Origin of the sequence: Allobosea sp. Root670 (assembly GCF_001429415.1) — a bacterium.
In the GTDB taxonomy this organism is placed as follows: domain Bacteria; phylum Pseudomonadota; class Alphaproteobacteria; order Rhizobiales; family Beijerinckiaceae; genus Allobosea; species Allobosea robiniae.
On the sequence record NZ_LMJU01000021.1, the window covers coordinates 131193 to 153052 of the forward strand.

Annotated in this window: 21 protein-coding genes; 15 read left to right on the forward strand and 6 right to left on the reverse strand. The window is 67.2% G+C overall.

What is annotated here, in order from left to right:
• Positions 1-100 precede the first annotated feature (100 nt).
• Positions 101-2263 (forward strand): transglycosylase domain-containing protein, encoded by a 2163-nt coding sequence (locus ASE61_RS25535; RefSeq protein WP_061971785.1) that lies wholly within the window; start codon positions 101-103, stop codon positions 2261-2263.
• Positions 2264-2327: 64 nt separating this feature from the next.
• Here ASE61_RS25535 and ASE61_RS25540 read toward each other — a convergent pair whose 3' ends face one another.
• From ASE61_RS25540 to ASE61_RS25550, 3 genes are read right to left on the reverse strand one after another with little or no spacing between them, the layout of a single operon-like run.
• Entirely contained in the window at positions 2328-3524 is a 1197-nt protein-coding gene (locus tag ASE61_RS25540) for a multidrug effflux MFS transporter (protein ID WP_061971787.1), read from the reverse strand.
• A 56-nt stretch (positions 3525-3580) separates the two neighbouring features.
• On the reverse strand, positions 3581-4225 hold the full coding sequence (locus tag ASE61_RS25545; protein ID WP_061971884.1) for a glutathione S-transferase family protein: 645 nt from the start codon (positions 4223-4225) through the stop codon (positions 3581-3583).
• A gap of 20 nt (positions 4226-4245) precedes the next feature.
• Positions 4246-5430 carry a diaminopropionate ammonia-lyase gene (locus ASE61_RS25550; RefSeq protein WP_061971789.1) on the reverse strand — a complete coding sequence of 395 codons (1185 nt, stop codon included), beginning with the start codon at positions 5428-5430 and terminating at the stop codon, positions 4246-4248.
• Positions 5431-5534: 104 nt separating this feature from the next.
• Between ASE61_RS25550 and ASE61_RS25555 the strand changes: the two genes are divergently transcribed.
• On the forward strand, positions 5535-6014 hold the full coding sequence (locus ASE61_RS25555) for an Lrp/AsnC family transcriptional regulator (RefSeq protein WP_061971791.1): 480 nt from the start codon (positions 5535-5537) through the stop codon (positions 6012-6014).
• A 115-nt stretch (positions 6015-6129) separates the two neighbouring features.
• Positions 6130-7920: a chloride channel protein gene (locus ASE61_RS25560; RefSeq protein WP_061971886.1), complete on the forward strand. Its 1791-nt coding sequence runs from the start codon at positions 6130-6132 to the stop codon at positions 7918-7920.
• A gap of 9 nt (positions 7921-7929) precedes the next feature.
• On the opposite strand, the gene ASE61_RS25565 is transcribed toward ASE61_RS25560, so the two are convergent.
• A complete protein-coding gene (locus tag ASE61_RS25565) occupies positions 7930-8445 on the reverse strand; it encodes a hypothetical protein (protein WP_061971793.1) in 516 nt (171 codons plus the stop codon).
• A 123-nt stretch (positions 8446-8568) separates the two neighbouring features.
• Between ASE61_RS25565 and ASE61_RS25570 the strand changes: the two genes are divergently transcribed.
• The 12 genes from ASE61_RS25570 (at position 8569) to ASE61_RS25625 (ending at position 19291) form a co-directional block, all read left to right on the forward strand.
• Positions 8569-9684 (forward strand): ABC transporter ATP-binding protein, encoded by a 1116-nt coding sequence (locus ASE61_RS25570; protein ID WP_200959691.1) that lies wholly within the window; start codon positions 8569-8571, stop codon positions 9682-9684.
• Between the two features lie 15 nt (positions 9685-9699).
• A complete protein-coding gene (locus ASE61_RS25575; RefSeq protein ID WP_061971795.1) occupies positions 9700-10830 on the forward strand; it encodes an extracellular solute-binding protein in 1131 nt (376 codons plus the stop codon).
• Positions 10831-10970: 140 nt separating this feature from the next.
• Positions 10971-11807: an ABC transporter permease gene (locus ASE61_RS25580; protein WP_061971797.1), complete on the forward strand. Its 837-nt coding sequence runs from the start codon at positions 10971-10973 to the stop codon at positions 11805-11807.
• Complete coding sequence (locus ASE61_RS25585; RefSeq protein ID WP_061971798.1) at positions 11804-12619, forward strand: ABC transporter permease; 816 nt, start codon at positions 11804-11806, stop codon at positions 12617-12619. Before ASE61_RS25580 ends, ASE61_RS25585 begins: the two co-directional genes overlap by 4 nt.
• A gap of 178 nt (positions 12620-12797) precedes the next feature.
• Positions 12798-13538 carry a GntR family transcriptional regulator gene (locus ASE61_RS25590; RefSeq protein WP_082617761.1) on the forward strand — a complete coding sequence of 247 codons (741 nt, stop codon included), beginning with the start codon at positions 12798-12800 and terminating at the stop codon, positions 13536-13538.
• Positions 13535-14371, forward strand: coding sequence for a 5-dehydro-4-deoxy-D-glucuronate isomerase (gene kduI, locus ASE61_RS25595; protein ID WP_061971801.1), 837 nt, complete (start codon positions 13535-13537; stop codon positions 14369-14371). The genes ASE61_RS25590 and kduI overlap by 4 nt, the downstream gene beginning before the upstream one ends.
• The gene (gene kduD / locus ASE61_RS25600; RefSeq protein ID WP_061971802.1) at positions 14371-15141 is read left to right on the forward strand and encodes a 2-dehydro-3-deoxy-D-gluconate 5-dehydrogenase KduD; all 771 of its coding nucleotides are present in this window, start codon (positions 14371-14373) and stop codon (positions 15139-15141) included. The genes kduI and kduD overlap by 1 nt, the downstream gene beginning before the upstream one ends.
• 16 nt (positions 15142-15157) lie before the next feature.
• Positions 15158-15841, forward strand: a complete 684-nt coding sequence (locus ASE61_RS25605; protein ID WP_061971804.1) for an amino acid ABC transporter permease — start codon at positions 15158-15160, stop codon at positions 15839-15841.
• Between the two features lie 7 nt (positions 15842-15848).
• Positions 15849-16508 (forward strand): amino acid ABC transporter permease, encoded by a 660-nt coding sequence (locus ASE61_RS25610; protein WP_061971806.1) that lies wholly within the window; start codon positions 15849-15851, stop codon positions 16506-16508.
• Positions 16483-17211 carry an amino acid ABC transporter ATP-binding protein gene (locus ASE61_RS25615; protein WP_061971808.1) on the forward strand — a complete coding sequence of 243 codons (729 nt, stop codon included), beginning with the start codon at positions 16483-16485 and terminating at the stop codon, positions 17209-17211. The genes ASE61_RS25610 and ASE61_RS25615 overlap by 26 nt, the downstream gene beginning before the upstream one ends.
• 59 nt (positions 17212-17270) lie before the next feature.
• On the forward strand, positions 17271-18074 hold the full coding sequence (locus ASE61_RS25620) for a transporter substrate-binding domain-containing protein (RefSeq protein ID WP_061971810.1): 804 nt from the start codon (positions 17271-17273) through the stop codon (positions 18072-18074).
• A 182-nt stretch (positions 18075-18256) separates the two neighbouring features.
• Positions 18257-19291, forward strand: a complete 1035-nt coding sequence (locus tag ASE61_RS25625; protein WP_061971812.1) for an aldo/keto reductase — start codon at positions 18257-18259, stop codon at positions 19289-19291.
• Between the two features lie 3 nt (positions 19292-19294).
• Here ASE61_RS25625 and ASE61_RS25630 read toward each other — a convergent pair whose 3' ends face one another.
• Together ASE61_RS25630 and ASE61_RS25635 are read right to left on the reverse strand one after the other, a co-directional pair.
• Positions 19295-20569: a M20/M25/M40 family metallo-hydrolase gene (locus tag ASE61_RS25630; RefSeq protein ID WP_061971813.1), complete on the reverse strand. Its 1275-nt coding sequence runs from the start codon at positions 20567-20569 to the stop codon at positions 19295-19297.
• A 43-nt stretch (positions 20570-20612) separates the two neighbouring features.
• Entirely contained in the window at positions 20613-21545 is a 933-nt protein-coding gene (locus ASE61_RS25635; protein WP_061971815.1) for an acetamidase/formamidase family protein, read from the reverse strand.
• Between the last annotated feature and the right edge of the window lie 315 nt (positions 21546-21860).

Consider the following 21860-nt stretch of genomic DNA (forward strand, 5'->3'; position numbering starts at 1 on the left):
GCCGCAGTGCACGCTTTACGAACCCTTAAAAGCGCCATGTTTGAATCCTGTGTGACCTGACCGCATTGCGAGGCGGCATGGCGGCCGAAAACGGGGCAGGATGAACGACCGGATTGCACGAGGCGAGCGGCGCGAGCCCTCCTTTGGATATGAGCGTGGCGAAGGCCATGTGGACGGTGACATGCGCCTTTCTCCAGACGATCGCCCCTCGCGTTTCCGGAACGCTCCGGCACAGCCCGAGCCGAGCCGGCAGCTCCGCAACCCGCCCAAGCGCGGCAACAAGCGTAGCGGTGGCGGCGGTGGGGGCAAGCGCCGTGGCCGGCATCGCCGCCGCTCGTTCCTGGGCGGGCTGTTCTACTGGACGATGGTGCTCGGCCTCTGGTGCGTCATCGGCCTTGGCGGGCTCATCGCCTATCATGCATCGCAATTGCCGCCGATCGACCAGCTCACCGTGCCGAAGCGGCCGCCGAACATCGCGATCCTCGCCGCCGACGGCTCGCTCCTCGCCAATCGCGGCGAGACCGGCGGGCGCACCGTCACCATCGGCGAGATCCCGCCCTATCTGCCGCGGGCCTTCGTCGCGATCGAGGACCGGCGCTTCTACGAGCATTTCGGCATCGATCCGATCGGCATCACCCGCGCGCTCGTCACCAACCTGCGCGGGCGCGGCGTGGCGCAGGGCGGCTCGACCCTGACCCAGCAGCTCGCCAAGAACCTGTTCCTGACGCAGGAGCGTACCGCCGCCCGCAAGATCCAGGAGGCGATCCTGGCGCTCTGGCTGGAGCGGACCTACACCAAGGACCAGATCCTCGAGCTCTACCTGAACCGCGTCTATTTCGGCTCCGGCGCCTATGGCGTCGAGGCTGCCGCCCAGCGCTATTTCAACAAGTCGGCGCGCTCGGTGACGATCGCGGAGGCGGCGATGCTGGCCGGCCTCGTCCAGGCGCCGTCGCGCCTGGCGCCCAACCGCAATCCCGAGGCGGCCGAGAAGCGCGCCCAGCTCGTCATCGCCGCGATGGCCGACCAGGGCTTCATCACGCAGGCCGCGGCCAAGACCGCGCTGACGGCGCCGGCCGAGGTGCCGGAGCGCGTCGGGGCGGGCTCGGTCAACTACGCCGCCGACTACGTCATGGACGTGCTCGACGATTTCATTGGCGCGGTCGACGGCGATGTCACCGTCCTCACCACGATCGATTCGAAATTGCAGGCGTCGGCCGAGACGATCCTGGTCGATGCGCTGTCCGCGCAGGGCGCCAAGCTTAACGCGTCTCAGGGCGCGGTCGTCTCGCTCGCGCCCGACGGGGCGATCCGCGCCCTGATCGGCGGCCGCGACTATACCAAGAGCCAGTTCAACCGCGCCACGGCGGCGCGCCGCCAGCCGGGCTCGTCCTTCAAGCCCCTCGTCTATCTCACGGCGATGGAGAAGGGCCTGACCCCCGACACCATCCGCGACGACGCCCCGGTCTCGATCAAGGGCTGGGAGCCGGAGAATTATTCGCGCAACTATCGCGGCCCGGTGACGCTGGCGACGGCGATGCAGCATTCGCTCAACACGGTCGCCGCCCGGCTGATCCAGGAGGTGACGCCCAAGGAGGTCGTCCGCACCGCCCAGCGCCTCGGCATCTCCTCGGCCCTGCAGCCGAACCTGTCGCTGGCGCTCGGCACCTCGGAAGTGACGCCGCTGGAGATGACCGCGGCCTACGCGACCTTCGCCAATGGCGGCCAGTCGGTGTTGCCCTATGTCATCCGCGAGGTGCGCCAGACCACTGGCAAGGTCGTGTATGCCCGCAAGGCAACGAGCCTCGGCCAGGTCATCCAGCCGCAATATCTCGCGATGATGGATACGATGTTCACCGGCGTGATGAATGGCGGCACCGGCAGCAAGTTCAACATCCCGGGCTGGCAGGTCGGCGGCAAGTCCGGCACGACGCAGGATTACGGCGACGCCTGGTTCGTCGGCTTCACCGCCAAGCTCGTGACCGCCGTCTGGGTCGGCAACGACGACAACTCGAAGATGAAGCGCGTCACCGGCAGCGGCCTGCCCGGCGAGATCTGGGGCAAGTACATGAAGGCCGCCCATGCCGGAGCGCAGCCGATTCCGTTGCCCGGCGGCTTCTGGCAGGGCGCGCCGCGGCCGCTCGATCTGGGCGCGCCAGTCGCCGAGGCCCGCCAGCCGGAGGCGCCCCCGCCGACCAGTGATCGGGCCTGGGTGCCGCCGGCGCCGCAGGAGAAGAACTTCTTCGAGCGTCTTTTCGGCGGCTGACGAACCCTGTCGTCATTCTCGGGCTTGATCCCGAGAATCTCTTGCCGGGTGAGAAGCGGGTCCTTTAGCTCTTCGCCGCGCGGATGCCCCGCGTCGCGCGGAACAGGACGAGGGCGGCGACGCCCAGCGCCGACATCACAAGCGGCAGCGGCAGCGCCGCGTTCTTCAGGAGATGCCCGACGAGCAGCCCGACGCAGGCCGAGAGCAGCATCTGGCACAGCCCGTTGAAGGAGGAGGCCGCGCCCGCCCGATCCGGAAAGGGCATCATCGCCGAGGCCTGGGCTTGCGGCATGGTCAGCCCGACGCCGCAGGCATAGAGCGCCATCGGCACGACGACGCCGGCAGGCCCGCCGAATCCGGTGAGCACTCCGACCAGCATGGCAAGCCCGCCGCCGGCGAGGCAGGCGACGCCGATGGCGATGACCCCGTCCATGCCGCGCCGTCCGACCAGCCGCTGGGCGATGATCGTGCCGGTGATGTAGCCGAGCACGCCGAAGCCGAAGGAGAAGCCGTATTCGACCGGCGTCAGCCCGTAGACGCCGATCAGCACGAAGGACGAGCCTGAGATGAAGGCGAAGAGCCCGGCATAGGCCAGCGCCGTCAGCGCGACATAGACGCGGAAGGCGCGGTTGTGCAGCAGCGTGCCGAACCCCTTGAAGATGCTGACAAGCGAGAGCGGCTGCGGCGAGCGCGCCCGCAGCGTCTCCGGCATTACGGTGATGATGACCACGGCGAGCACCAGCCCGAAGGCGAGCGAGGCGAGGAAGGTCGAGCGCCAGCCGAAGGCGACCTGCAGCACCCCGCCGATCACCGGCGCGACCGCCGGCACCAGCCCCATGATCATCCCCATCCGGGCGAGTTCGCGCCCGGCGCGCGGCCCGTCATAGAGATCGCGGACCATGGCGCGGCCGAGCACGATCGGCCCGGACGCGCCGAGCGCCTGGAAAGCTCGCGCCAGCGTCAGCGCGCCGATCGAGGGTGCGAAGGCACAAGCCAGCGTCGCGATTCCGAACAGGGCAAGGCCCGCGAGCAGCACCGGCCGGCGCCCCAGCCGATCCGAGAGCGGCCCCCAGAAGATCTGCCCGGCGGCGAAGCCGAACAGGAAGGAGGAGAGCGTCGCCTGCGCACCCGCCACATCCGTCTCCATCACCCGCGCGATCTCGGGCAGGGAGGGCAGGTAGAAATCGGTCGAGAGGGGCCCTAGCGCCGTCAGCATGGCGAGGACGGCGGTCATCGCCAGCGTATCGGGACGAAGCTTCATGCACGGCCTCCGGCGCAGCCGGAAGGGCCGCGCTGCCCTGCTACGACGTCAGCCGGTCATCCGGCAATGGTCCGGGCCGCCGGCCGATCCTGCGTCTCGCCGTGATAGGCGGTCGCCTGCATGGAGGGGCGCGCCGAGAACGCCTCATGCCAGCGCGTCAGCCTCGGCCGTCCGGTCCGGAAATCCGGGAGGCTGCGGAATTCCAGCCAGGCGAGCGCCGTGGCCAGCCCGATATGGCCGATATGGACGGGCTCGTCGAAGCTTTCGCTGCGTTCCAGCAGGTCGAAGGATTCGACGAGCTTCGCGGTCTGTCCCTCGCTCAAGGGCGGATAGCGCAGGTGCTCCGGCCGTCGCAACGTCTCCCAGCGCAAAGCGATGCCGGCATCGCAGAGCCCCTGCGCGATCGCATGCAGGCGCAAAGCCTGCCAACGGGCTTTGCCCTCGGCCGGGATCAATCGACGGCCGTCATGAAGCCCGTCGAGATAGTCGCAGATCACCAGCGAGTCGAAGATCGCGCCGGCTTCCGGCGTGATCAGCACCGGCACCTTGCCGAGCGGATTGACCGCGAACACGTCCGGGTTGCGGTTGGTCGGGCTGGTCTCCTGGTCGATGATTGCGAGCCGCTCGGCGATGCCCGCCTCATGCGCGAAGACGATGGTCTTGCGCGCATAGGGCGAATGGCTCTGCGAATGCAGCGTCAATCGCTCGATGGCTTGCGTGGTCACGCGACCGCCTCCGGCTTGAGGCCGACGAGCTCGGCATAGCGCGCGGGGTCGGTCGCGCCTTCGGTATTGACGAGGAAGACACGGGACTTGCTGTCGAGCTTCAGCGCTGCACGGGCCTGCGGGTCGCGCAGGGTCGCCAGCAAACCGGCAAGGCCGGCCGAACCGCTTTCGCCGGCGACGATGGCCGGGTCGCCGCCGGTCGGCCGTGCCAGGCGGTTCATCGCCTCGACGGCATCGGAATCCTCTGCCGTCATGAAGGCGTCCGCCGCGCGATAGAGCACCCGCAGCGCCAGCGGCGATGGGTCGTAGCATTCGAGCATCGCCATCACGGTCGGTGCGCCATGCGGGATCTTGCCGGGCTTGCCCTGCTTCGCCGCCTCGAAGATGCAGGCAGCACGGGACGGCTCGACCACTGTGAAGAAGGGCCGCTCCTCGCCAAAGCTCGTTTGCATTTGGGCGGCGAGCGCGGCGGCGATGCCGCCGACGCCGGCCTGCACGAAGACGTGGCTCGGCCGTTCCGGCACCTGCGCCAGCCCCTCCCGGGCGATGGCGGTGTAGCCCTGCATGACGAGGCCGGGGATGCGCTCATAGCCGTCCCAGGAGGTGTCGGAGACGATCGTCCAGCCGCGCTCGGTCGCGACACGCGCCGCCTCGACCACGGAATCGTCATAGGTACCGTCGACGCGCACCATCTCGGCGCCGAAGCGGGCGATCGCCGCGACGCGCTCGTCGCTGACGCCGCCATGCACGAAGATCACGGCCTTCGCGCCGAGCAGTTGCGCGCCCTGCGCCACCGAGCGTCCATGGTTGCCGTCGGTCGCGCAGGCGAAGGTCATGCCGGCCGCCACCGCGCGGACGGCGGGATCGTTCATGTCGGCATCGGCGAGCTGCCGGCCGAGCTTTTCGGAAGCCGCTTCGAGCGCAAGCCGGATCACAGCATAGGCGCCGCCGAGTGCCTTGAAGCTGCCAAGTCCAAGGCGCTGGCCCTCGTCCTTGATGGAAAGCGCGCCGATGCCGAGCGCAGCGGCGAGGCCTGGCAGGTTGTGGAGCGGCGTCGGCACATGGTTCGGGCGCACCGCCAGATGCGCCGCGATCGCATCGGCGCCGGCCGGCCCCAGCGTCGCGACATCCTCCGGATGCAGGGCCGAGCGGTAATCCGGATGATGGTTGAGCAGGAACATGGCGGCCTCGTCTGGCTGGGTTGCCTGAATGGATATTGCATCCTAGGTGAAAAAGGCGCTGGATTTGTCCCATGTCCTTGCAAGTTTCTTTCTCGGGATGAGGCATGGCCGAACCGACCGCTCATCAACTCGACGCTTTCGACCGTGCGATCCTTGCGATCCTCCAGCAGGACAACACCACGCCCCAGCGGGTGATCGGCGAGCGCGTTAATCTGTCGGCGCCGGCGGTGCAGCGCCGCATCCGCCGGATGGAGGCGACGGGTGTCATCCAGGCCAATGTCGCGGTCGTCGATCCCGCCGCGCTCGGCCATCCGATCACGCTCTTCGTCGAGATCGAGCTGGTCAGCGAGACGGCCCCCGATATCGATGCGGCCAAGAGCGCTTTCCTCGCCGCGCCGGAGGTGCAGCAATGCTATTACGTCACCGGCGAGGTCGATTTCATGCTGGTCGTGCTGGTGCCGAGCATGGCGGCCTATGAGGGGCTGACGCGGCGCCTCTTCTTCGCCGATCCCAATATCCGCAAGTTCCGCTCCTTCGTCGCCATGGACCGGGTCAAGACTGGTCTCGCGGTGCCGATTTCGTAGCCGCCCTGCGGCACAGGCGGGGCCGCTATCGCCGAGCCGTCTTGTTCCGGCCGCTGCGATATGCGACCGCGGACGGACGTGACGAACGAGCCTGACGGGCCTTGCCGTGATCACCGTGAAAGCCACCGAAACGCCGGCCGGGACAGGCGATGCGCCGCAGGGCTGGCGCGCGCTCGTCCGCTCCAGCGAAATCGGCATCGTGGTGCTGGCCTGTGTGGTCGGCGTCCTCGCGGGGCTCGTCGTGCTGGCGATGTCCTTCACGACGCAGCTCCTGCATGAGATGATCTTCGGGTTGCCGCATACGCAGCGGCTCTCGATCACGACCACGATCCCGCCCTGGCGCGCGCTCGCCGGACCAGTCCTCGGCGGCCTCGTCATCGGCTGCGCCTCCTGGCTGTTCTTCCGCCGCCGCAAGCAGCCGATCGATCCGATCGAGGCCAATGCCCTGCATGGCGGGCGCATGTCCTTCCGCGACAGCGTCTTCGTCGCGCTGCAGACGATGGGCTCCAGTGGTGCGGGTGCCTCGGTTGGACTCGAAGCCGGCTACACGCAGGCGGCGAGCGGGCTCGCCTCGCATATCGGCCGGCGCCTGCGCCTGCGCCGCGCGGATATGCGCCTGATGGTCGGCTGTGCCGCCGGCGGCGCCATTGGTGCCGCCTTCGATGCGCCCCTGACCGGCGCCTTCTATGCCTTCGAACTGATCCTCGGCAGCTATTCGATCGCGGCCTTCGTGCCGGTGATGGCCGCGACCTTCATGGCGACGGTGACCCACAGCGTACTCGCGCCCGCATTGCTCGCGGTCGAGGTGCCGCCGATCGGGTCGATCACGGTGGCGGATTTGCCGCTCGTCGTCATGCTCGGCGCCGCCTGCGGGCTCGTCGGCATCGTCGTCATGCGCGCCGCCGCCTTTGTCGAGGCGGGCTTCAGGCGCTCGCGGATCCCGACCTGGCTCCGGCCTGCTTTCGGCGGCCTCGTCGTCGGCGCGCTGGCGGTCTGGAACCCTTCCGTCTTCTCGGCCGGCCACGGCGCGATCAATCTCTATCTCGGCATCGATGCCAGCCTCATGCTGTTCGCGCTGGTGCTCGTCGCCAAGGCGCTGGCCTCCTCTGTCTCGATCGGATCGGGCTTTCGCGGCGGCTTGTTCTTCGCCTCGCTCCTGCTCGGCGTGCTGACGGGCCGCCTCTTCATCGGCGTGCTGACGCTCGCCTTCCCCAACCTCGCCGGGCACGAGACGCTGTTTGCGCTGGTCGGGATGAGCTCGCTTGCGGTCTCGATCGTCGGCGGCCCGATGACGATGACGCTGCTCGCGCTCGAGATGACCGGCGATCTCAAGCTGACGCTCGCCGTGGTCGGTGCGGCCGGCGCGGCCTCGCTGGTGACGCGCCGCCTCTTCGGCTTCTCCTTCGCGACCTGGCGCTTCCACCTGCGCGGCGAAAGCATCCGCGGCGCCCATGATGTCGGCTGGATGCGCGATCTCACGGCCGGCAGCATGATGCGCATCGAGGTGCCGAAGATCGCGGCCGATGCCACCATTGCCGAAGCGCGGCTGAAATACCCGCCCGGCTCGACCAGCTATCTCGTCGCCGTCGGCCCGGGCGATGCCTATGCCGGCATGGTGCCGCCCGGTGCGCTCTACGAGCCCGATCCGGCACTGGACGAGGAAGCGGCAGCAGAGCCCGCCCCCCGCACCGTTCGCCATCTCCTGCGCAACACGGATCGGATGCTGCTCGCCGACATGTCGGTGCGCGACACGCTGAAGCTGTTCAATGAGGCGGAAAGCGAGGCCTTGCCGGTCGTCGCCGATCGCGACAGCCGCCGCCTTGTCGGCATCCTCAGCGAGGCGCATGCGATCAAGCGCTACAGCGACGAGGTCAGCCGTCGCAATCGCGAATTGACCGGAGAATAGCCGGAAGGCTCAGGCCGAGCGCAGTGCGACGCTCGCCACGACCTGCCAGTCGGCGATCGGCACATCCTGTCCGGAGGTCACGATGCCCACGCGGTCGAAGCGGATGGCGCGCCCGGCGAGGCGGGCATTGATCTCGGCGATGGCTGCAGCCTTCGCACCCGCCTCGACCTCCCCATAGAGCAGCGAGACATGCGGCATGAAGCTCGCGAAGCCGTCGGGATCGAGCGCCTGCTTCAGCTTCGCCAAAGCGGGCGAGACGGCGAAGCGGGCATAGAACGAGCGGAAATAGGCGTCGCTGCCTTCGACGACGGAGACCGGCTCCGCGAAGGCCTCGACCGCTCCGGTTGCCGCGGTGATCGCCTGCCTCAGCAGCTCGGGCGTCGTCTCGGTGTCGCCCTGCAATGTCAGGTGCGGGGCGAAGAGCGGCGTGCCGAAACGGCCCGACAGCTCGCCGATGATGCCGGCCAGCATCGCTTCGTCCGCAGGCGCCGGCATCAGCCAGAGAGAATGAATCCGCACTGTCATCCGCCTTTCACAAAGCTCTTGCATAGACTGCGCCCCGTGCGTAACGTTTATTTCAACTGAGCCGATTGTGGAAGAAATATTCCATTGTCAGGCGATAAGAGCAGAACCGGGGGAGTAGGCGCCTTGCAGCCGGAAACGCAAGCCAGAGCGGGTAGCGGCGCAGCCATCGGCGTGCGCGGTCTCAAGGTCGCCTATGGCGGCACCCGCGTGCTGCACGGCATCGATCTGGACTTCACGCCCGGCAGCTTCACCGCGCTCCTCGGCTCCTCCGGCTGCGGCAAGACCACGCTGCTGCGCTCGCTCTCCGGTTTCGTTCCGGTCGAGGAAGGCTCGATCGTCGTCGGCGGCAAGGATGTCGCCGGGCTGCCGCCGGAAAAGCGCGGCATGGCGATGGTCTTCCAGTCCTATGCGCTCTGGCCGCATATGACCGTGCTCCAGAATATCGGCTACGGCCTCAAGCTGCGGGGCAAGTCGAAGGCCGAGATCGCTGCCAAGGTCGGCCAGATGCTGGGTTTTCTCGGCCTTTCCGGCTACGAGGACCGCAAGGTCACGGCCCTCTCCGGCGGCCAGCGCCAGCGCGTTGCGCTCGGCCGGGCGCTTGCGATCGATCCCGGCATCCTCCTGCTCGACGAGCCGCTCTCCAATCTCGACGCCAAGATCCGCATGACCATGCGCCACGAGATCCGCGCCATCCAGCAGCGGCTCGGCCTGACCGCCGTCCATGTCACCCATGACCGCGAGGAGGCCATGACCATGGCCGACCGGCTCGTCATCATGCAGGCCGGCCGGGTCGCTCAGGTCGGCACGCCCGAGGAGGTCTATGATCGCCCGGCCAGCGCCTTTGTCGCCAATTTCATGGGCGCGGAGAACGTCCTGCCGCTCAGCATCAACCGCGAGGAGGGCCGGGCTTCCGTCGCGGCCGGCGAGGCCCGTGCGACGCTTGCAGGCGCTGCGGCAGCGGAGCTGCCGAACGGCGATGCGCTCGCCTATTTCCGCGACGACGTCGCGAGCCTCGGCGCCCTTGATGCGGCGGCGGCCGGCGGCGATCTCGTCGTCCCCGGCACGATCGCCGCGCGCGCCTATCCCGGTGGCATCTACCGCTACAAGGTCGAAGCCGCCGGCCGCCAGATCACGGTCGACGATACCGGCCGTCACGAACTCGGAACGAAGGTCGGGCTGCGCATTCCGCTGCAGCGCCTTCACATCTTCCCGGCGACCGAGGCCGGGATTGCCGCCTGACAGGGAGTCAGACCCATGCGCATCATCACGCTTGCCTGCTCGCTTGCTGCGCTGATCGTGGCATCGCCGCTATCCGCGCAGACCCTCAATGTCGCCTCCGCCGGCGACCAGAACATGGTCGACTACGTCAAGGACTATCTCGGGCCGATGTTCGAGAAGGCCCATCCCGGCGTGAAGGTCGTCTCGGTCGGCACCGGCCCGGGGGATTCCGGCTCGCAGAAGATCTACGAGAAGCTCGACGCCCAGAAGGGTGCGGCCTCGACCGATTTCGACGTGCTCGTCATCCACCAGAAAGCGGCCGGCCAGATGGTCAAGGAAGGCCTGCTGAACAAGTATACGGCCAATGTCGAGACGGCGAAGCTCGCCACCGGCGACTCCGCGAAGAATTCGCTCGGCACCGATGTCAGCGGCTTCGTCATTCCGATGTTCCAGTCGCAGACCGCGCTCGCCTACAATGCCGACATGGTCAAGACGCCGCCGGCAACCTTCGCCGAGCTCGCCGATTGGGCCAAGAAGAACCCCAAGCAGTTCGGCTATAACGGCATCAAGGGCGGCATGTCCGGCGTCTCCTTCGTCGCCGGCTGGGTCTATGCCTTCGGCGGCGACGCCGAGAAGCTGATGAAGGGCCCCTATGACGCGGCCACCAAGACGAGCTGGGACAAGGCCTTCGCCGATCTCAAGGCCTTCAACGCCAATGTCGTCATCACCCCCGGCAATGCCGGCACGCTCGACATGCTGAACCGCGGTGAGATCGCGATCGGCCCGGTCTGGGTCGATATGTTCTATTCCTGGCAGGCCGACGGCAAGCTGCCGCCGAACATGAAGCTCAAGCTCGTCTCGCCCGGCATGCCCGGCCAGCCGATGTATTATGCCGTGCCGGAGAAGTCGGCCCAGAAGAAGCTGGCCGAGGCCTTCATTGCGCTCGCGACCAGCCCCCAAGTCCAGGCCGACGGCATCGTCAAGAAGTTCAACTGGTATCCGGGCATCGACGCCAAGAACCTCGAGGGCAAGCTCGACAAGGCCGCCTGGGACAAGCTCTTCACCGACGTCACCCCGGCCGAACTCGCCAAGAACGGCAAGCCTTTCCCGATCGCGCCCTACTTCAACGACATCCTCGAGGGCTACGAGAAGAAGGTCGCGAACTGAGGTTCGTCCCGAGAGACCGTCATCCTCGGGCTTGACCCGAGGATCTCGCGACCAGCTCGCGCTGGTTGAAGAGATGGCCGGGTCAAGCCCGGCCATGACGACCCTTCCAGCCCAACGCGATTGGTTAGCCGGAACCGAGAATGTCCCTTTCCCAACGCAATCTCGCCTTGCTGCTGATCGCGCCCGGCCTTGCGCTCGTCGCGGCGCTGTTTCTCTATCCGCTCTGCTTCTCGCTGATCTCGGCCTTCACCGGGCCTGAGGGAGGCTTTTCGCTGCAGGCCTTCGGCAAGGCGTGGGAGCTTTATTCCGGCGATGTCGTCTTCACCGTCATCATCGTTCTGTCGTCCTGCCTGCTGACCGGGCTTGCCGCCATCGTCATCGCCGGCACGCTGACGCTCGGCGAGAACCGCTGGATCGTCGGCACGCTGAAGGCGCTCTATCGCTGGCCGCTCTTCATCCCCTTCATCGTCGCGGCGCAGTGCATGCGCACCTTCCTCGCCAAGAACGGCTTGATGAACAACACCTTCGTCTCGCTCGGCCTGATGGAGCCGCTGCAGGCGATGAGCTTCCTCGATTGGCGCGGCATCATCGCGACCTTCGTCTGGAAGCAGACGCCCTTCGTCGCGCTGCTGCTGGCCGGCGCGCTCGCCGCGCTCGACCGCGCCACGCTGGAGGCCGGCCGCAATCTCGGGGCGTCGCGGATGCGCGTTCTCGTTGAATTGGCTCTGCCCCAGGTGATGCCGCAGCTCCTCGTCGCGCTCGTCCTCTCCTTCGTGACGATGCTGTCGGTGCTCTCGGTGCCGATGATGGTGGCGGGGTCGCAGCCGACCATGCTGACCGTCGACATGGCCTTCCGCATCAACGCCTATGGCGACTACGCCACGGCCAATGCGCTTGGCGTCATCACCTATCTGATCTCGGCCGGCGCGGCGATCATCTACCTCAAGCGCGGCATGGCGAAGGAGAACGCGCCATGATCCGCGCCGTCTCCGGCTTGCGCATGGTCCTTGCGGCCTTCGCGCTCGCGGCCTTCGCCTTCTTCCTGATCGGGCCGCTGGTCAATCTGGCGCTCTGGTCCGTCGCCGAGCGCTGGTACACGCCCTACAAATTGCCGGTCGTCTACGGCACGCGCTACTGGGAGCAGGTCTTTCGGCCGACCGGCGACGCCATGGCCTCGCTCGGCACCTCGGTCTGGATCGCGGTTCTGACGGTCCTCGTCGCGCTCGCGCTTTCCATCCCCGCCGGCTACGCGCTGGCGCGGTTGAAGCTGCCGGCGCGCGCCTTCTTCATGGTGCTGTTCCTGCTGCCGCAGGCCTTCCCCTCGGTTGCGATCTACATCAACGTCGCCCGCGTCTTCTATTCGCTCGGCATCAACGGGACCGTTTTCGCCGTGGTGCTCGTCCATGCCGCGCACGGGCTCGTCTATTCCGTCTGGATCGCGGCCGCGGCCTTCGCCGCCGTCGACAAGGATCTCGAACTCGCTGCCCGCAATATCGGCGCGTCGCCGCTCAAGGCCTTCTTCTCGGTGACGCTGCCTCTGGCTGCGCCCGGCATCATCGCCAGCGGCATCTTCGTCTTTCTTGAGTCGCTCGACGAGTTCACCGGCACCTTCTTCGTCGGCGTGCCGCAGGTCACGACCCTGCCGCTCCTGCTCTACAGCGCGGCGATGGGCGGCAATTATCAGGTCGCCTCGATCACGGCGCTGATCCTGCTCGTGCCCTCGGTGCTGTTCATGCTGTTCATCGAGCGCTTCCTGCGTGCCGATGTGCTCGCCAAGGTCGGCGCCTGACCTCGGCCGTCTGAAATCACGCGATAGTCTCGCTGGTCGCATCAGGGCCGCTGCCGCCGCAGCGGCCCTGATGCATTTGCGCGCCCTTCCGAAAATCGGCTTGATCGCAACTAATATACTAGTATATGAATCGCGAAACAGAGCCTCGGGAGGGCGCGCATTGACGGTCGGCGGCATCATGGCTGCGGGTTCGGGTTCATCGGGACGGCGCACGGCCGCTGCGGTGATCCGCGACGCGCTGCGCGCCGAGATCGTCTCGCTCGCCATTCCGCCCGGTACCCCGATCGTCGAGAAGGACATCGCCGAGGCCCATGCGGTCAGCCGCACGCCGGTGCGCGAGGCCCTGCTGAAGCTCGCCGACGAGGGGCTGGTCTCGATCTTCCCGCAGTCGGGCACTTTCGCCGCGCTGATCCCGTTCCGGGCCCTGCCCGAGGCATTGGTGATCCGCCGTTCGCTGGAAGAGACCTGCGCGAGGCTCGCAGCCCAACATGGCGCCGGCCGGGCCGATGGGCTCGCCCGCATCATGGATGAACTGGCGGCGCGGGCCGATCGCGGCGAGCGCGAGCTCTTCCACCAGTCCGACGACGCCTTTCATGCCGGCATCGCCGAGCTTGCCGGCTATCCCGGCATCTGGCGCTTCACCCAGCAGGTGAAGCTGCAGATGGATCGCTTCCGCCGGCTTACCCTGCCGCAGCAGGGCCGCATGGAGCGCGTGCTGCGCGAGCATGGCGCGGTGGTCGAGGCGATCCGCCGCGGCGATGCGGAAGCCGCGGCCCACGCCATGGGCGAGCATCTCGGCAAGCTCTTCGACGACCTCGACGCGGTCGCCGCCCTCAACAGCCCCTATTTCGACATGGGCGACGGTTCGGAGCGGCCACGGCGCGTTGCTCCGCCGGTCGCGCGACTGGAGACGACATGACCATCGACATCCGCCAGGTTTCGCATCCCGAGGCCGTGAAGGGCTTCGACACCGCCGAATTGCGCCGCCATTTCCTGATCGAGACGCTGTTCGTTTCCGGCGAGGTCAAGCTGACCTATAGCCATCTCGACCGCGTCATCGTCGGCGGCGCCATGCCGGCGGCGAAACAGGTCGTGCTGCCGACGCCGAAGGCGGTCGGGACCGATGCCTTCCTGAAGCGGCGCGAGCTCGGCATCGTCAATGTCGGCGGCCCCGGCAAGGTCTCGGTCGGCGGCAAGGATTACGCTCTGGCCAAACGCGATGCGCTCTATGTCGGCAAGGAAGCCGGCGAGGTTTCCTTCGCCAGCGACGATGCTGCGAATCCTGCCAAGTTCTACCTGCTCTCCACCCCGGCCCATGCCGTGCACCCGACCAAGGTGATCCGCGAAGCGGATGCCAAGACGCTGCATCTCGGCGAGCAGGCCACCGCCAACAAGCGCACGATCCGCCAGTACATCATCCCCGGTGTCTGCGAGACCTGCCAGCTCGTCATGGGCGTGACCACGCTGGACGAGGGCAGCATCTGGAACACGATGCCCTCGCACACCCATGACAGGCGCTGCGAGATCTACCTCTACTTCGACGTGCCGGCCGATGCCCGCGTCTTCCACCTGATGGGCGAGCCGCAGGAGACCCGCCATCTCGTCGTCGCCAACGAGCAGGCAATCCTGTCGCCCGGCTGGTCGATCCATTCCGGTGTGGCGACGCGGGCCTATTCCTTCATCTGGGGCATGGGCGGCGACAATGTCGACTACACCGATATGGACATGGTCGCCACCGGGGACCTGCGCTGATGGCCTCGCCCTTCGACCTGACCGGCCGCACGGCGATCGTCACCGGCGCCAATACCGGGCTCGGCCAGGCGATTGCGGTCGCCATGGCTCAGGCGGGGGCCGGCATCGTCGCGGTCGGTCGTTCCAGCATGGCGCAGACGAAGGCGCTGGTGGCGGAAACCGGCAAACCTTTCCATGAGATCACCGCCGATCTGGCGACGCTGGAGCCGATCGCCCGCATCGTCGAGCAGGCCGACGCCGCCGCGAAGGCCGATGGTTCGCGGCTCGACATCCTCGTCAACAATGCCGGCATCATCCGCCGCGCCGATGCCATCGACTTCACCGAGGCCGACTGGGACGCGGTGATGGACGTCAACCTGAAGTCGACCTTCTTCCTGACGCAAGCGGTGGCCAAGCGCATGCTCGCCGACGGCAAGGGCGGCAAGGTCATCAACATCGCCTCGCTGCTCTCCTTCCAGGGCGGCATCCGCATCCCCTCCTATACGGCCTCGAAGAGCGGGCTCGCCGGGTTGACGCGTCTGCTCGCCTGCGAATGGGCGGGGAAGGGCATCAACGTCAACGCGATCGCGCCGGGCTATTTCGTCACCAACAACACGGAAGCCCTGCGGGCCGATGCCGCTCGCAACGAGGCGATCCTCGCGCGCATCCCGGCCGGGCATTGGGGCAAGCCGCAGGAAATCGGCGGCGCCGCCGTGTTTCTCGCCTCCGATGCTGCTGCCTATGTCCACGGCGTCGTTCTGCCGGTCGACGGCGGCTGGCTCGCGCGCTGACGGGGAGGGCCGGACGATGCGCTACAAATTCGATTTCGGCGCCCTCGTCGAGCATTGGCCGGAATTCCTCAGCGGCGCGCTGACCACGCTGCAGATGACGGCCTTCGCCGTCGTCTTCGGGCTGGCGATTGGCATTCTCTGCGCCATTGGGCGGCGCAGCGCCTCGCCCGCCCTGCAATGGCTCTGCGGCTTCTATGTCGAGACGATCCGCAACACGCCCTACCTGATCCAGATCTTCTTTATCTTCTTCGGGCTCTCGAGCATCGGCATCAAATTGCCGATCCTGGTCGCCGCGGTCCTGACGCTGGTGATCAATGTCGGCGCCTATACCGCCGAGATCGTCCGCGCCGGCATGGACACGATCCATCCCGGCCAGATCGAGGCGGCGCAGGCGCTCGGCCTGTCGCAGCCGCAGATCTACTGGGACGTGATCCTGCGCCCGGCGCTGGAACGGGTCTATCCGGCGCTGACCAGCCAGTTCGTGCTGATGATGCTGGCCTCCTCGATCACCTCGCAGATCTCGGCCGAGGAGCTGACGGCGGTCGCCAACAACATCCAGTCCTTCACCTTCCGCGCCTTCGAGACCTACATCGTCGTCGCCGTTCTCTATCTCCTTCTCGCCGTCCTCCTGAAGCTCGCCTTCTACGGTTTCGGCCAGATCATCTTCCCGCGCCGCCGGCGCCTCGGCACGGCTCTGTGAGGGCGTGATGGGCGGCTTCACCCTCGTTCACTTCGTGTATCTGCTGCAGGCGACGCTCTGGACGGTCGTGCTGACCGTGCTCGCCTTCGGGCTCGGCAGCCTCGCCGGTTTCGTCGTGATGCTGGCACGCACCGCGCGGACCCGCTGGATCCGGGCGGTGTCGATGATCTATGTCGACATCATCCAGGGCACGCCGCTGCTGATCGTGCTGTTCCTGATCTATTTCGGCCTCGCCGTGGTGGGGATCGAACTGCCGGCGCTGCTCGCCGCCGCGATCTCGCTGATGATCTATTGCAGCGCCTTCCTCGGCGAGATCTGGCGTGGCTGCGTCCAGTCCGTGCCGCGCACCCAGAGCGAGGCGGCCGAATGCCTCGGCCTGACGCGCTGGCAGACGCTGGTCGACGTCATCCTGCCGCAGGCGATGCGGATCGCGACGCCGCCGACGGTCGGCTTCCTCGTCCAGGTGCTCAAGAACACCTCGCTCGCCTCGGTCGTCGGCTTCGTCGAGCTGACCCGCGCCAGCCAGGTCATCAACAACTCGCTGTTTCAGCCCTTCCTCGTCTTCGGCATCGCAGGCGCCCTCTATTTCGCGCTCTGCTACCCGCTGTCGCGGCTCAGCCGGGCGCTCGAAAGGAAACTCAATGTCGGCCGCCGTCAGCCTGCGTGACGTCCACAAGCGCTTCGGCGAGGTGGAGGTCCTGAAGGGCGTCTCCTTCGACGTGGCGCCGGGCGAGGTCGTGGCCGTCATCGGCCGCTCCGGCTCGGGCAAGTCGACCGCTCTGCGCTGCGTCAACCGGCTGGAGACCATCCAGTCCGGCGAGATCGAGGTCCATGGCCGGCGCGTCGACGATCCCCAGCTCGACCTGCGCGCCTTGCGCCGCGATGTCGGCATGGTCTTCCAGAGCTACAACCTCTTCCCGCATCTGACGGTGGCCGAGAACATCACGCTGGCCCCCCGGCGCGTGCGCAAGACGCCGCAGGCGGAAGCCCGCCATATCGCCGTGGAGGCGCTCGCCCGCGTCGGCCTCTCCGACAAGATCGACGCCTATCCAGAGCAGCTCTCCGGTGGCCAGCAGCAGCGGGTCGCCATCGCCCGCTCGCTGGCGATGGAGCCCAAGGTCATGCTGTTCGACGAAGTCACCTCCGCGCTCGATCCGCATCTCACCGGCGAGGTGCTCAAGGTCATGGAAGCGCTGGCGAAGGGCGGCATGACCATGCTCGTCGTCACCCACGAGATGGCCTTCGCCCGGCGCGTCGCCGACCGCGTCATCTTCATGCACACCGGCAAGGTCTGGGAGACCGGCGCCGGCGAGATGCTCGCTAATCCTCAGACCCCCGAGCTCAGGGAATTCCTCGCCAACGGGCTCTGACGATCCTGCGGCCGATCGGCCGCCCGACGACCATAACGACAACGAAAAGGGAAACGACCATGACCACGATCACCCGCCGCTCTGCCCTGGGTCTCGCCGCGACCGCCGGCGCCTTCCTTGCCCTGGGCAGCGCAGCCCATGCCGATCAGCTCGCCGACATCAAGAAGGCCGGCAAGATCCGCGTCGCGGTCGCGATGGGCGTGCCGCTCTTCGCCTTCGTCGACGGCCAGCTCAAGCCGACCGGCTCCGATGTCGAGACGGCCAAGCTCATCGCCAAGGATCTCGGCGTCCAGCTCGAACTCATCGAGATCACCAATGCCGCGCGCGTGCCGACGATCCAGACCCGCAAGGCCGACATCCTCGTCGCCAATCTCGGCATCACCGCCGAGCGCAAGAAGGCTGTCGACTTCTCCGTGCCCTACGCGACACTGAACATCATCGTCGCCGGCCCCGACAACGTCGAGATCAAGGATTACAAGGACCTGACCGGCAAGCGCATCGCGGTCACCCGCGCCACCGTCAACGATCAGATGGTGACGCAGAATTCCAAGGGCGCCGAGATCGTCCGTTTCGAGGATGACGCGACGCTGATCACCGCCGTCGTCTCCGGCCAGGTCGACATCGTCTCGACCCAGACCGCCGTGCTCTCCGCGATGAACGAGAAGCGCAGCGGCGCCAAGCTCGCGACCAAGTTCGTGCAGCAGGAGCTCAATCTCGGCATCGCCCTGCCGCAGGGCGAGACGGAATTGAAGTCGTGGCTCGACGGCTGGATCAAGAAGAAGGTCGCCGATGGCGAGCTCAACACCGTCTTCAAGAAGTTCCACAACCGCGACCTGCCGGCTGACCTGACCCAGCGCGGCTGATCTGCGCCCGCGATCGGCGGTGGGCTTGCGCGCCTGCCGCCGATCCGCAACTCTGCCGGCCAGAGCATCGGCCCGAAAAGTGGCCCGCGGTTTTCGGACAAGGCCGATGCAAAACCAAAGACTGAGAGGATCGGACTGAATAGGATATTCACTCCGATCCTCTCGTCTGAAACGGGTCTTCCATGGCGAACGCGGCTGCTTTGTCCTCTCCCGTTCCGCCGGGCCGTCCCTTCGCGGGTCTCATCCCCAGCCTGATCGGCTTCGGCGGCGCACCGCTCGGCGATCTCTATGGGCATCTCGACGAGGTGACGGCGCAGGGCACGGTCCGCGCGGCGCTCACAGCCGGCATCAATCTCGTCGACACCTCGCCGCTCTATGGCCATGGCTTGTCCGAGCATCGCATCGGTGCCGCGCTCCGTAGCGTGACGCGCGAAAGCGTGATCATCTCGACCAAGGTCGGCCGCTGGATGCAGGCCGGCGATCCGAAGCGCGACGGCTCGGGCTATGCCGGCGGCCTGCCGCACCCGGCGGTGATCGACTATACCTATGATGGCGCGATGCGCTCCTTCGAGCAGTCGCTGCTCAGGCTCGGCACCGACCATATCGACATCCTGCTGATCCACGACGTCGATGTCTGGACCCATGGCGACAGGATGGAGCAGCGCTTCACGGAAGCCATGGACGGCGCCTATCGCGCGCTGGAGAGGCTGCGCGCGTCCGGCGCGGTCAAGGCGATCGGCGTCGGCGTCAACGAAGCCGAAATGTGCGTCCGCTTTGCCCGCGCGGGCGATTTCGACGTGATGATGCTGGCTGGCCGCTATTCGTTGCTGGAGCAGGGCGCGCTGCCTGAGTTCCTGCCGTTGGCGCTGGAGAAGAAGATCGCGGTGATGCTGGCCGGCGTCTTCAATTCCGGCATCCTCGCCACTGGCGCCAGACCCGGTGCTTTCTACAACTACAAGCCGGCGCCGCCGGAGGTACTGGCGCGCGTCGCCCGGATTGAGGCGGTCTGCGCCAGCCATGGCGTCGCCCTGCCGCAAGCGGCGCTCGCCTTCTGCGCCGCTCATCCGGCGGTGGCGACGATCGTGCTGGGCGCGGTGACGCCGCAGGAGGTCGCCCGCAATCTCGACCTCGTCGCGCGGCCGGTACCGGCCGCGCTCTGGCGCGATCTCAAGGCCGAGGGCCTGCTGGCCGAAGAGGCGCCGGTCCCCGAGGCCTGAGCTTTACTTGGCCGCCGGCCCCGTTGAGCCGAGATAGTCGACCGCGCAGGCAACATGCAGCTTCATCACCGCGATAGCCTCGTCGATGGTGACGTGCTCCTCGTCTGTGCCCATGCTGATCGGCGATGGCCCGCAGATCAGCGCAGGAACCCCGCGCCAGCGCCAGTAGCGGGTGTCGGTGCCGCCCAGGCTTGAGACTGGCGGTGCGTCATGGCCGAGCAGCTCGCGGATATTGCCGCGCAGGATGTTCGCCATCTCGCTGAACGGATCGGTCAGGCTCGCCGGATAGCTGTGGTCCTCGTTGACCACCATCTCGCAATCGGCCTCGCGGGCGAGGGTTTCGAGATCGGCGCGGATCGCGTCGCGGTCGGAGCCGATCGGGATGCGCATGTCCAGATGGGCGACGCAATGTGTCGGGATCTGCGTCGCCTTCTGCCCGCCCTGCAGGATGCCGACATTGACGGTGATCCGCCGTGCGACATCGCCCGCGCCCTTGCCGAGGTTGAGATCGGCCGCGGCGATCGTCTCGGCCGAGGTCAGAACCGCATCGATCTCGGGCGGCAGCGCCGCCAGCTTGAGATGGTAGCGGTCATAGATCGCGGTCACGAGCCGGCTCACATCCGCGATCGGGTTGCGCGCCCGGTGGGCATAGCCGCCATGGCCGCCGATGCTTTTCGCCGAAAGCGAGAAGCGCAGCGTGCCCTTCTCGGTGAAGCGTAGATTGGCGAGGCCGCTCGGCTCGCCGTTGAGGCAGCAATCGGCCTCCATCTCGTCGCCGAATTCATCGAACAGGAATTTGGTGCCGTAGCGCCCGCCCGATTGCTCGTCCGAAACCACGGTCAACGACAGCGCTCCATTGAGCTTCTCGCGATGCGGATAGAGCTGGCAGAACGCGAGGATCGAGGCGAGCGTCCCGGTCTTCATGTCGGAGGCGCCGCGGCCCATGATCTTGCCGTCGATGATCTCGGCGTCCCAGAGCTTCTCGTTGGTGACCGGGAAGATGTCCATATGGCCGTTGAGCATGAGATGACGGCCGGGCTGGCCCGCCTCCCAGCGGCTGATGATGTTCGGCATCTCCGGCACGAAGGCCTCGGTGCGATGCGCCACGCCGGCGGCATCAAGCAACTCGCGCACGAAGGCAGCGGCCTCGCGCGTATCGCCCGGCGGGTTGACGCTCCTGATGCGCAGGAAGCGTTGCAGCAGCGCGACGATCTCGTCGCGGCGTTGATCGATCGCCTGAAGCAGTTCGGCCTTCAGGGCGGCGGTAGTCTCGGACATGGTCGTGGTCTTCTTGGACGGCGTTTCGAAAAGGATGGAGTGCTTAGCTACGGGCGCGGAACGACATCGCCCGCGTGAGCTCGGTCTTCTCCAGCCGCGCGGCGACGCAATAGGCGGGGTTGAAGACATTGGCGATGTCGTAGCGCACCGCCTGCCCGAGCAGATGGCTCGCCTCGATCGGATCGACGCCGAGAGCCTCGCCGACCCAGCGCAGCAGTTCCGTCGTGGCGAATTGCAGGGGCTGGTCGAGCGGGCGCCCGCTGGCGATGACGAGCAGATCGGTCTCGGTCTCGCAGCGCGGCCAGCGCAGGCCCTGCTTCTTGACCAGCTTCACCGAGAATTCGACCTCGAACGAGGTCTCGACGCCGGTGCCGGCGATCTCGCCATCGCCCTGGCAGGCATGGCCGTCGCCGAGGAAGAACAGCGCCCCGTCGACGAAGACCGGGAAGGCGATGGTCGCGCCCGGTCCGAACACGCGATAGTCCATATTGCCGCCATTGGCGCCGCTGGTCGCGGTCGAGATCGCCTGGCTACGTTCCGGCGCGACGCCGAAGCAGCCGAGCATCGGCGCGAGCGGGAAGCTCCAGTCCTTGATCCGGGCGGAGGGCTCGAGCAGCTTCACCGTGCCGGCCTGCGCGTCGATCGCCCATTCATAGCGCTCGCGCTTCGGCAATTCGTGCAGCATCGCGGGGTCGAGCACGCCGGGTGCCAATGGCGAATAGGTCCAGCCGGTCTTCCGGTTCGGCGTCATCCGCTCGATCGTGACGAGCAGGGCATCGCCCGGCTCGGCGCCGGCAACGAAGAACGGTCCGGTCATCGGGTTGCCGCGCGGGGCATGCTGCGCGCCGTCGCCGCCGAAGCCCGCCGCATCGAGCGTGGTCGTGACGACACTGTCGCCGCTGGCGATCTCCAGCACCGGCGGCAAGGTGGCGAGCACGTTCGAATATTGCGTGGGAGCAAAGTGGTGGCGCGCCATGGAAACCTTCCTGAGCGGGATTTGCGTCTGTGTCCTGCGGTGACCGTAGGAGCAAGCCGCCGGCTTGAGAAGCACGCGCGGGCGAAGGGGCGCCCTGCATGCTGGTCAGCAGGCGCCGGCGCTGGACAAGACATGTCGATGTCAGGAAATGGCGGGCAGGGCGCCCGTCGCACTATCGCCCGCCGCGATCATCGTGGTTCGGAAAGCGCTGTATTTGTAGCCGCTTGCCGCAGGTTTCGTTCAAATCGAGCGGCCTTGGCCCGGATCGATTCGCGCCCGATGTCTGGTCGTATCCGGGTGAGGCGAGGCGTGCGC

What these genes read in the sequence shown, in the direction of transcription:
- ASE61_RS25615 (WP_061971808.1), top strand. Translation starts at nt 16,483, where the DNA reads ATGTCGGCCGCCGTCAGCCTGCGTGACGTCCACAAGCGCTTCGGCGAG.
- ASE61_RS25585 (WP_061971798.1), top strand. Translation starts at nt 11,804, where the DNA reads ATGATCCGCGCCGTCTCCGGCTTGCGCATGGTCCTTGCGGCCTTCGCG.
- ASE61_RS25575 (WP_061971795.1), top strand. Translation starts at nt 9,700, where the DNA reads ATGCGCATCATCACGCTTGCCTGCTCGCTTGCTGCGCTGATCGTGGCA.
- kduD (WP_061971802.1), top strand. Translation starts at nt 14,371, where the DNA reads ATGGCCTCGCCCTTCGACCTGACCGGCCGCACGGCGATCGTCACCGGC.
- ASE61_RS25590 (WP_082617761.1), top strand. Translation starts at nt 12,798, where the DNA reads ATGGCTGCGGGTTCGGGTTCATCGGGACGGCGCACGGCCGCTGCGGTG.
- ASE61_RS25620 (WP_061971810.1), top strand. Translation starts at nt 17,271, where the DNA reads ATGACCACGATCACCCGCCGCTCTGCCCTGGGTCTCGCCGCGACCGCC.
- ASE61_RS25565 (WP_061971793.1), bottom strand. Translation starts at nt 8,445, where the DNA reads ATGACAGTGCGGATTCATTCTCTCTGGCTGATGCCGGCGCCTGCGGAC.
- ASE61_RS25610 (WP_061971806.1), top strand. Translation starts at nt 15,849, where the DNA reads ATGGGCGGCTTCACCCTCGTTCACTTCGTGTATCTGCTGCAGGCGACG.
- ASE61_RS25535 (WP_061971785.1), top strand. Translation starts at nt 101, where the DNA reads ATGAACGACCGGATTGCACGAGGCGAGCGGCGCGAGCCCTCCTTTGGA.
- ASE61_RS25540 (WP_061971787.1), bottom strand. Translation starts at nt 3,524, where the DNA reads ATGAAGCTTCGTCCCGATACGCTGGCGATGACCGCCGTCCTCGCCATG.
- ASE61_RS25580 (WP_061971797.1), top strand. Translation starts at nt 10,971, where the DNA reads ATGTCCCTTTCCCAACGCAATCTCGCCTTGCTGCTGATCGCGCCCGGC.
- ASE61_RS25555 (WP_061971791.1), top strand. Translation starts at nt 5,535, where the DNA reads ATGGCCGAACCGACCGCTCATCAACTCGACGCTTTCGACCGTGCGATC.
- ASE61_RS25550 (WP_061971789.1), bottom strand. Translation starts at nt 5,430, where the DNA reads ATGTTCCTGCTCAACCATCATCCGGATTACCGCTCGGCCCTGCATCCG.
- kduI (WP_061971801.1), top strand. Translation starts at nt 13,535, where the DNA reads ATGACCATCGACATCCGCCAGGTTTCGCATCCCGAGGCCGTGAAGGGC.
- ASE61_RS25625 (WP_061971812.1), top strand. Translation starts at nt 18,257, where the DNA reads ATGGCGAACGCGGCTGCTTTGTCCTCTCCCGTTCCGCCGGGCCGTCCC.
- ASE61_RS25605 (WP_061971804.1), top strand. Translation starts at nt 15,158, where the DNA reads ATGCGCTACAAATTCGATTTCGGCGCCCTCGTCGAGCATTGGCCGGAA.
- ASE61_RS25630 (WP_061971813.1), bottom strand. Translation starts at nt 20,569, where the DNA reads ATGTCCGAGACTACCGCCGCCCTGAAGGCCGAACTGCTTCAGGCGATC.
- ASE61_RS25635 (WP_061971815.1), bottom strand. Translation starts at nt 21,545, where the DNA reads ATGGCGCGCCACCACTTTGCTCCCACGCAATATTCGAACGTGCTCGCC.